The sequence below is a fragment of the Amycolatopsis sp. NPDC003676 genome (assembly GCF_053587275.1).
Map to the genome: position 1 here is coordinate 65785 of NZ_JBSFNS010000016.1, position 8923 is coordinate 74707.

8 protein-coding genes are annotated in these 8923 nt (G+C 67.1%); 3 read left to right on the forward strand and 5 right to left on the reverse strand.

Features of this window, described 5'->3' with window-relative positions; translation table 11 throughout:
- Window position 1: 1 nt before the first annotated feature.
- A complete protein-coding gene (locus ACWDNU_RS13380; RefSeq protein ID WP_449669002.1) occupies window positions 2-2212 on the reverse strand; it encodes an MMPL family transporter in 2211 nt (736 codons plus the stop codon).
- 223 nt (window positions 2213-2435) lie between these two features.
- Here ACWDNU_RS13380 and ACWDNU_RS13385 point away from each other — a divergent pair, with 223 nt between their 5' ends.
- From ACWDNU_RS13385 to ACWDNU_RS13395, 3 genes are all read left to right on the forward strand, one after another.
- Window positions 2436-3425, forward strand: a complete 990-nt coding sequence (locus tag ACWDNU_RS13385; protein ID WP_449669003.1) for a TauD/TfdA family dioxygenase — start codon at window positions 2436-2438, stop codon at window positions 3423-3425.
- Between the two features lie 56 nt (window positions 3426-3481).
- Complete coding sequence (locus ACWDNU_RS13390; protein ID WP_370934476.1) at window positions 3482-5074, forward strand: tryptophan halogenase family protein; 1593 nt, start codon at window positions 3482-3484, stop codon at window positions 5072-5074.
- 73 nt (window positions 5075-5147) lie between these two features.
- Window positions 5148-5597 (forward strand): flavin reductase family protein, encoded by a 450-nt coding sequence (locus tag ACWDNU_RS13395; RefSeq protein ID WP_370934475.1) that lies wholly within the window; start codon window positions 5148-5150, stop codon window positions 5595-5597.
- A gap of 12 nt (window positions 5598-5609) precedes the next feature.
- Here the strand turns inward: ACWDNU_RS13395 and ACWDNU_RS13400 are convergent, their stop codons facing one another.
- Genes ACWDNU_RS13400 through ACWDNU_RS13415 form a run of 4 tightly spaced genes read right to left on the reverse strand, consistent with a single transcriptional unit; the run spans window position 5610 to window position 8914 of the window.
- Window positions 5610-6488: an ArsR/SmtB family transcription factor gene (locus tag ACWDNU_RS13400; protein ID WP_370934474.1), complete on the reverse strand. Its 879-nt coding sequence runs from the start codon at window positions 6486-6488 to the stop codon at window positions 5610-5612.
- The gene (locus ACWDNU_RS13405; protein ID WP_449669004.1) at window positions 6485-7432 is read right to left on the reverse strand and encodes an ATP-binding cassette domain-containing protein; all 948 of its coding nucleotides are present in this window, start codon (window positions 7430-7432) and stop codon (window positions 6485-6487) included. The genes ACWDNU_RS13400 and ACWDNU_RS13405 overlap by 4 nt, the downstream gene beginning before the upstream one ends.
- Before the next feature lie 23 nt (window positions 7433-7455).
- The gene (locus ACWDNU_RS13410; protein ID WP_370934472.1) at window positions 7456-7662 is read right to left on the reverse strand and encodes an MbtH family protein; all 207 of its coding nucleotides are present in this window, start codon (window positions 7660-7662) and stop codon (window positions 7456-7458) included.
- A gap of 40 nt (window positions 7663-7702) precedes the next feature.
- Complete coding sequence (locus ACWDNU_RS13415) at window positions 7703-8914, reverse strand: cytochrome P450 (protein WP_370934471.1); 1212 nt, start codon at window positions 8912-8914, stop codon at window positions 7703-7705.
- Window positions 8915-8923 lie beyond the last annotated feature (9 nt).

The window sequence follows — 8923 nt, forward strand, 5'->3', positions numbered from 1 at the left end:
GTTACCGGCTCGGCTGGTCCAACCGGATTTGCGTCCGCGGATCGACGGGCCGCTGCGGCTCCCGCGCCGCACGCGTGGCGCGGGAAGGCCACCAGCTGGCCCGGCCGAGCAACGCGAGCAGCGACGGCAGGATGAGGATCCGGACGACCACGGCGTCCAGCAGGACTCCGGTGGCCAGCGCGAAACCGGTCTGTTTGAGTTCCAGCAGATGCAGCAGCACGAAGCTCACGAAGACCGACACCATGACAACCGCGGCGCTGGTGACCACGCTCGCCGAGCCGACAATGCCGCGCGAAACCGCCTGTCGCGTCGGCACTCCGGCGAGCACTGCTTCCCGGATCCGGCTGACGACGAAGATCTGATAGTCCATCGACAGGCCGAAAAGGATCACCACGAGGAACAACGGGACCCGGGATCCGATGAAGCCCACCGATTCGAATCCGAGCAGATTTTCCGCCCAATGGCCCTGGAACACCAGGACCAGCAGGCCGAAGGCCGCGGTCGCCGACAGCATCGTCAGCACGGTGCCGATGAACGCGATCACGATCGAACGGAACGCCACCAAGGTCATCAAGAACGACACCAGCAGAACGAAGCCGAGCACCCAAGGCAATTGCTCGTCCTGGTGCCGGACGTAGTCCTCGTTCTGCGCGACGTCCCCGGATACCGCGTACTGCGCCCCGGGCAGCCCGGCGAACGCCGCCGGCACGAACTGCCCGCGCAGCTGATGCAGAGCCGCTGTCGCTTGCGGGCTGCTGACGTTGTACGGCGTGCCGAGGTAGAGCGTGCCGGTTTTGCCGTCCGCGGACACCGCGATGTTCGGGTTGTCATTGCCCGCGAACAACGGGTTGTCCCGCACCGACGAGGCCAGGCCCGCCAGCGAGCTCTGGATTTGCTCGTGTGTCGCGGTATCGGAGTGGACGGCGATCGAGTTGGTCGCGCGCTCGCTCGGGAACGCCTGGTTCACCCGGTCGGCAACCTGCAGCGAGGGAATGCTCCGGGAGTAAGTGTCATCGCCTGGCACGCCGAGCTTCATCCCCAGTGCGGGCAGCGACAGCAGCAGCATGCCACCCACCGACAGGAGCAAGGTCAGCCCGGGACGGCGCATCGCGGGCCGCAGCAACGCAGTCCACAGGCGGTGCTGCTCGCCGGCCCGGTCGCGCTTGCGACGCCAGCGCAGCCGGCGGTCGACCCTGGTCCCGAGTTTGGCGAGCACCGCGGGCAGCACGGTCAGCGAACTGACCATCGCGACCAGGATGACGATGACCGTGCCCGCGGCCAGCGACGAGAAGATCACGTCGTCGGCGAAGAATAGGCAAGCGGTCGAGGCGATGACGGCGAATCCGGACATCACCACGGCGCGGCCGGAAGTGGCCGCGGCCAGTTCGATCGCACGTTCGGCAGTGATCCGTCCTCCGGACGCCTCGCGTTCCTCGCGTTCTCGCTTGAGGTAGAACAGCGCGTAGTCCACGCCGACGGCCATGCCCATCATCAAGATGACCTGAGCGCCGACCCCGGCATCCGGGAAAATGTGCGAGACCACGCCGTAAAGGCCGGTAGCACCGGCAATCGACGTGATCGCCAGCAGCACCGGCACGCCCGCCGCCAGCACCGAGCCGAACACCAGCAGCAGGATCACGAGCGTCACCGGCAGGGTGATCGCCTCCGACAACGCGAGGTCGGAGCCGCGCTGGTCGTTGAGCCCCTTGCCGGTGGAGCCCTTCCCGGTCTCTTCGACCCGCAGCGCGGGATTCGCTTTTTGCACCTCCGCGGTCTGCGCGAGCAGCGGTTCGACGTGGAGAGACGCGTCCCGCTGGTCGCCCTTCATGGTCACCTTCACCATGACGGCGGTCCCGTCCGGGGCGGCCTGGGGCGGCGCGACTGAAGCGACTTCCGGCAGTACGCGCATCCGATTGGTCACCTGGGCGGCAGCCGCGTCGGCGGCAGTGCGGTCCAGCGGCCCCTGGTTCGAAGTGATCAGCACGTTCTCGACCGCGACCGGGTTGAGCCCGCCGTCGTCGGCGATCTGCTCCATCTTCCCGGCCTCGCCGACGCGGAAGTCGGCGCTGGTGGCGCTGTGTGTGCCGATCATGCTGCCGGCCGCGAAGCACAACGCCACGAACACGGCCCAGCCGATGATCGCCCGCCACGGGTGCGTCGCGCTCCACCTCGCTGCCCGCACGGTGAATGTCCGTTTATGCACGGTCGCCATCCCCTTCTCATTTCCCTGGCGAAGCCCCTGGTCAGTCACGTGTAAGTTTACGATGACAGATGGCAGAGCTCATCGTCAACTGCAACTCGTGACCATCTCCTGTAGGCACTGCTCGACCTGCGAGTTCCAGGCCTGGTCTAACGTCCTGGCCTCTCCCGCTTCTCCGTCCATACGCTCGCCAGGGGAACACCAGCCGCGAGCCAGCCCTGGGGGAGGCCCGACCATGCCGATTTCCGGCCATTCCGGCCAATCACTGCCACCCGCGACAACCCTTTCCGACGTCGAAGCAAAGTCTTTCGACCGCATTGCCCGAGACCTGACCTCGTCGGTCGATTCAATAAATTCCAGAGAATGGTTGACGAACGCGGCCGACGCCTGGCACGACACACCCGCCGCACCGCGAAAGCGGCTCTCCCAGTTCCGCCGGGACTCCGGCCGAGAAGGAGTATTCCTCATCCGATCATTGCCGGTCGACGAGGAAACGCTGCCGGACACGCCGTCGGAGAGCGGCTCGGCCCCGGTCGCATCGACCGTCCCAGCCGCACTGATCACCTTATTCGCCAGCGGTCTCGGAAATCCGATGGCATTCGCCGCGGAAAAGTCCGGCGCCTTGGTCCACGACGTGGTTCCCGTCCGCGGAAACGAGCAATTCCAGGGGAACGAAGGATCGGTGGTGCTCTCGTTCCACAACGAGAACGCCTTTCATCCGTTCCGGCCGGACTACGTGCTGCTGCTGTGCCTGCGCGCCGACCACGACCGGGTGGCAGGCCTCCGGACGTCGTCCGTCCGCACCGTCCTCCCGCACCTGAGCACCCAGTGCCGGGAAACGTTGTCCCGCACTGAGTTCGCCACCGCCGCACCGCCGTCGTTCGGCGGCGCCGGCCACGACGGCGGCGAACCGCATGCCGTGCTCGCCGGCGCACCCGACGATCCGGACGTTTGCGTAGATTTCGCCGCGACGCGTCCGTTAAGCGAGGCGGCCGCCGAGGCACTCCGGCAGCTGCAGGAGGAGCTCGTCCGGCACTCCTCGACCGTCCGGCTCGTCCCGGGCGATCTGGCCGTCGTCGACAACCGGATCGCCTTGCACGGCCGGACCTCGTTCACCCCGCGCTACGACGGCCGGGACCGCTGGCTGCAGCGCGGCTTCGCGCTGCGCGACCTGCGCCGCAGCCGGGAACTCCGGCCTGCCGACGGACACATTCTCCTGGGCTGACCCGCCCTGCGGCGAGCCCGCGTCTACCCGAGCCACGATCAAGAGGGAGATCTTCGATGGGTGACAACCGGATCAAGAAAATCGTCGTCCTCGGCGGCGGCACTGCAGGGTGGATGGCCGCGTCCTATCTCGGCAAGGCACTCGGCCCCACCGTGGACATCACAGTGCTGGAAGCGCCCGCGATCCCGCGGATCGGCGTCGGCGAAGCCACCATCCCGAACCTGCACAAGGTGTTCTTCGATTTCCTCGGCCTTCCCGAAGAAGAGTGGATGCGCGAGTGCAACGCGAGCTTCAAAATGGGCATCAGATTCGTCAACTGGCGCACGCCCGGCGCTGGCGAGGCCACCGCGCGGCAGCACCACGGCAAGCCTGACCACTTCGACCACCTGTTCGGGCTGCTGCCGGAACACGAAAACCTCCCGCTGTCGCACTACTGGGTTCAGCGGCGGCTCAACGGGCAGACCGACGAACCGTTCGACTATGCCTGTTACCGCCAGCCCGAGGTGTTCGACCGGAAACTCTCGCCTCGGCACCTCGACGGAACACGCTGGGCGAGCTATGCCTGGCACTTCGACGCCAATCTGGTCGCGGACTTCTTGCGCCGGTTCGCCACGCAGAAGCAAGGCGCGGTGCACATCGAGGACAAGTTCACCCACGCCGAGGTCGACCAGCGCGGGTTCATCACGGCGATCAACACCGAAACCGGACGACGGCTGGAAGCCGATCTTTTCGTCGATTGCTCCGGCTTCCGCAGCCTGCTGATCAACCAGGTGATGCGCGAGCCGTTTCTCGACATGAGCGACCACCTGCTCAACGACCGGGCCGTGGCCACCTCCATCCCGCATGACGACGAGAAGAACGGGATCGAACCGTTCACCTCGTCGATCGCGATGTCGTCCGGGTGGACCTGGAAGATTCCCATGCTCGGCCGGTTCGGCAGCGGCTACGTCTACTCGAGCCGGTTCGCCACCCAGGACGAGGCGACCGAAGAGTACTGCCGCATGTGGGGCCTCGACCCAGAGAACACCCCGCTCAACCACGTCAAGTTCCGCGTAGGCCGCAACCGCCGGGCCTGGGTGCGCAACTGCGTCGGCATCGGGCTCTCGTCCTGTTTCCTGGAACCCCTCGAGTCGACCGGCATCTACTTCACCTACGCGGCTCTCTACCAGCTGGTGAAACACTTTCCGGACAAGAACTTCGAACCGGTTCTGGCCAAGCGGTTCAACGCCGAGATCGAATCGATGTTCGACGACACCCGGGATTTCATCCAGGGCCACTTCAGCTTCGCGCCCCGCAACGACACTCCGTTCTGGCGCGCCTGCAAGGAACTCGAACTCGCTGACGACTTCAAGGAAAAAGTCGCGATGTACAAGGCCGGTCTCCCGGTGAACACCCCGATCACCGACGAGAGCAACTACTACGGAAATTTCGAAGCTGAGTTCCGCAATTTCTGGAGCAACGCCAACTACTACTGCGTGTTCACTGGCCTCGACAACCTGCCCGAACACGCGTTGCCCTCCCTGGCGTACCGACCGGAGGCCATCGAGACGGCCGAAGCGGTCTTCGCCGACCTCAAACGGCAGAGCGCCGAACTCGTGGACACTCTGCCCAGCACCTATGAATACCTGCGCCAACTGCACGGGAAATGAGCCGGTGCACGTAGGAGAGCAGGCCGGCGCCTCCTCGGCCGAAACCGTCTCGGCCGAGGGGTTCCGTTCCCTCATGGCAGAGTTCCCCAGCGGAGTCGCCATCGTTACGGCCGACGGCCAGGACGGCGCTCCGAGGGGAATGACGTGTTCCTCGCTGTGCAGCGTCAGCGTGGAACCGCCCGTCCTTCTCGTCTGTCTCCGGGCGGAAAGCCCGACCCTGGCCGCGGTGCTGGCTGCCGGGAAGTTCGCGGTCAACTTCGTCCATGCCGGCGGACATTCGGTCGCCAGCCTGTTCGCCTCGGGCGAGCCGGAACGGTTCGAGAGGGTGCGGTGGGCTCCTGGCTCCGCGGGACCGCACCTTCCGCAGCATTCGCACGCGACGGCCGACTGCCGGATCCGAGGCGCGGAGCGGGTGGGCAGCCATCTGATCGTGCTGGGCGAGGTTTATGACGTGGCCCACCGGCACGGGCAGACCCCGTTGCTGTACGGCAGAAGAGGTTTCCGTCACTGGCCCGAGACCTGAACGCGCCCCCGTTCAGCCCGCCTCACCGCCGAGCAGTGCCATTCCGAGCGGGGTGACAGTGTGCAGTGTGGCGTTGCGGACCCGGCGAGTGGTGATCAACCCGGTTTGCCGCAGGACCGACGTGTGATGGCTGGCCCCCGCCGAGGAAATGCCGAGCCGCCGGGCGAGCTGCGTCGTGTTGCAGGTGTTCGTGAGCACCTGCAACACCGCGGCCCTGGTGGGGCCGACGAGCGCGGCCAGCGCCCGCGACGGGGTCTCCGGGACGCTGAAGATCCGCGCCGCGGCGGCCGGGTCGAGCGGTGCCGGGAACACCAGCACCGGGCTGCCCGCCCCCCGCGCTCCCACGAGCACGCCCGGCCGATGGTGCAGGAACAGCGACGGGCACAACACCAGACCGCGCCCGCCGAGCAGGATTTCCTCGTCCGCCGCTCCGGGCACCTCGAGCACCGGGGCGCGCCAGCCGATCCGCGAATGCAGGGTCGACAGCATCGACTCCACACCGTTGGTCAACGCCGCCCGGCCCCAGGCCGCGCAGTCCGCGTCCAGCTGAGTGGCGATGCGGTTCCAGTAGGGAGCCACGGCGAGCTGCCAGATCTCCATGAGTTCCGTCCGCGACGGCCCGCGGCGCACGGCGTCCGGCGGGTACCCGCGATCAACCAACCGCAGCAAGCTTTCCGGAGAAGCTTCCGCGATCGCTCTCGCCGCTCGCGGATTCCCCCGCAGCACCGTCCGGAGTCGGTCCTGCCACTCCCGCGGCGGTCCGGACCGCGGCTGGCTGCCGCGATTCCGGCCGAGCGAATCCAACGCGAACACCGTCTCCGCGACCGGTCCCAGGCTCACTCTCAGCCGGACCCGCACCAGATCGCGGACGGTGAAGACGATGCGGGTCACGGTCCCGGCTTTCCGACCAAGCCAAGGAATACGTCGTCGAGCGTCGGCCGGCGCAAGGCGAAGTCGGTCACTGCGACCCGGGACTCGCGCAACGCCGCCGCTGCCGCGGCGATCCCGTCCATCCCGCTGAGACTGCCGGACAGCCTCAGCGACACGATCCCGGTCGCCGGATCGGCTTCGGGCGGCTCCGCGGCGATCGAGAGGAGCGCCGAGCTCGCCGCGACGACGGCGTGCGGCTCGACCGTCAGCTCCAGCCGTTCTTGGCCCACCTTGCGTTTCAGCTCAGCCGGAGTGCCGTCGGCGATCACCTTCCCGGTGGAGAGGACCACCACTTGATCGGCCAGCTGATCGGCCTCCTCCAGATATTGAGTCGTCAGCAGGACGGTCACGCCGCCCGACACCAGCTCACGCACGGTCGCCCACAAGGCAAGCCTGCTCGCCGGGTCCAATCCGGTCGTCGGCTCGTCCAGGAACAGCACGACAGGCTGCGACACCAAACAGCTCGCGATGTCCAGCCGCCTGCGCATTCCGCCGGAGTAAGTCCGAACCGGCCGTCCCGCCGCGTCGCCGAGGCCGAACTGCTCGAGCAGTTCCGCGGCCCGTTGCCGGGCGCGCTGGCGGCCGAGGCGCAGCAACCGGCCCAGCAGCACCAAGTTCTCGGTACCGGTCAACGCTTCGTCCAACGCGGCGTACTGGCCGGCGAGAGCCATCCGCTTGCGCACCTCGCCGGGCTGCCGCACGACGTCGAACCCGGCTACGGTGGCCGTACCCCCGTCCGGCGTCAGCAAAGTGGCGAGCGCGCGCACGATGGTGGTCTTCCCGGCTCCGTTCGGCCCCAGCAGGCCGAGCACCGATCCGCGGCGCGCGGAAAGGCTCACCCCGCACAACACTTCCCTGTCGCCGTACCTCTTGCGCAGGCCGGAAACCTCGATGGCACAGTCCATTGCGGATTCCCCCTGAACCCGGCTCAGCGGGTAGCCTCGCGCAGGCTCCGTGGCCGCAAGTCGGTCCAGTTCGCCTCCACGTAAGCCAATGCGGCCTCGCGGCTGCCTGCTTCCAGCACCACCCGCCATCCCCGCGGCACCTCGGCGAAGGCCGGCCACAGGCTGTGCTGGTCCTCGTCGTTGGCCAGCACCAGGAAAGTCCCGTCCTGATCGTCGAACGGATTTGTCATCGCCTTCGCTCCTTCTGTCGTCGTTCTTCGGCGGTCGCGGTCACCTCGGGACGAGGTCGACCGGCAAGGTGATGCGGCCGTAGACGAAGTTCGAGTGAATCTGCTGCCCCTCGCCCGCGACACGGATCTCCCGTACCCGATCGCGCAGCCCCTCCAGTACCGCCTCCACATGCGCCCGGCCAAGGAACGCACCAAGGCAGAAGTGCGGTCCGTACCCGAACGTCAGGTGCTTGTTGGGCGAGCGCAGCAGGTCGAACCTCTCCGGCTCGGGGAACGCGGCATCGTCGAAATTCGCCGAAATGTTCCACAGGGTCACGATGTCTCCCGCGCGAAGCAGCTGCCCGCCGAGCTCGACGTCGACCTTGGCCCGCCTGCCGAAGTGCATCGCCGGCGCGGTCCAGCGCAGCACCTCTTCCACGGCGCCGGGCAACGGCGCGGTCCCATCGCGCAGCATCCGCCACTGCTCCGGATGCTCGCTGAGCGCCAGGACGCCGCCGGTCGCGGACAGCCGACTCGACTCGTCGCCGCCGAGAATGAGGCTGTAGCAGTTGAGGACGATCTCTTCCTCGCTCAGAGGTTCGCCGTCCACTGTCCCGTTGGCGAGCGCGCTGATCACGTCCTCGCCGGGTTCGCGCCTGCGATGCTCGGCCAATTCCTGGAAGTACAACAGGATTTCGTTGCGCGCCAGCACCGCCTCGAAGCTGTCCTGATCAGCGTGCCTGCTGCCGAGCGTTTCGGTATTCAGCTCGACCAGCCGGGCCCGGTCGGCGCGCGGCACATCCATCAGCTCCCCCATGGTGTTGATGGGGATGTGGTCGACGATCTCGGCGGCGAGGTCGAAGGCGCCCAGTTGCAGAGCACGGTCGAACAGTTCCCTGGTCCGGTCCCGAACCGACTCCTTCATGTGCGCCAGCAGTCGAGGAGAGAAGGACTTGAGCATCAGCTTGCGGATCTCCTGATGCCGGCGACCGTCGGTGACAGCCAGCATCTTTCCCGCGGCGGAGTCCTCTCCCTGCAGCAAAGTGCTCAGCACATTGCCGCGTTCGGAGGTGAACCTCTCGTCGTCCCGATAGACGGCCAGGGTGTCGGCATATCGGCACACCGCCCAGAAACCCGGACCGCGCGGGCTTTCCGGATGCCAGTACACGGGTTGTTCCGACCGGAACCGGCGCCACATCGCGTGCACGTCCGTGCCGATGTAGGTGGCCGGGTCGGTCAGATCGTAGGTGTTCAACGCGGGCGCGGCAGTCATTTCGTTTCA

Bases quoted from the DNA above. Each gene is read 5' to 3' on its own strand.
- ACWDNU_RS13380 (WP_449669002.1), bottom strand. From the start codon at position 2,212: ATGGCGACCGTGCATAAACGGACATTCACCGTGCGGGCAGCGAGGTGG.
- ACWDNU_RS13385 (WP_449669003.1), top strand. From the start codon at position 2,436: ATGCCGATTTCCGGCCATTCCGGCCAATCACTGCCACCCGCGACAACC.
- ACWDNU_RS13390 (WP_370934476.1), top strand. From the start codon at position 3,482: ATGGGTGACAACCGGATCAAGAAAATCGTCGTCCTCGGCGGCGGCACT.
- ACWDNU_RS13395 (WP_370934475.1), top strand. From the start codon at position 5,148: ATGGCAGAGTTCCCCAGCGGAGTCGCCATCGTTACGGCCGACGGCCAG.
- ACWDNU_RS13405 (WP_449669004.1), bottom strand. From the start codon at position 7,432: ATGGACTGTGCCATCGAGGTTTCCGGCCTGCGCAAGAGGTACGGCGAC.
- ACWDNU_RS13410 (WP_370934472.1), bottom strand. From the start codon at position 7,662: ATGACAAATCCGTTCGACGATCAGGACGGGACTTTCCTGGTGCTGGCC.
- ACWDNU_RS13415 (WP_370934471.1), bottom strand. From the start codon at position 8,914: ATGACTGCCGCGCCCGCGTTGAACACCTACGATCTGACCGACCCGGCC.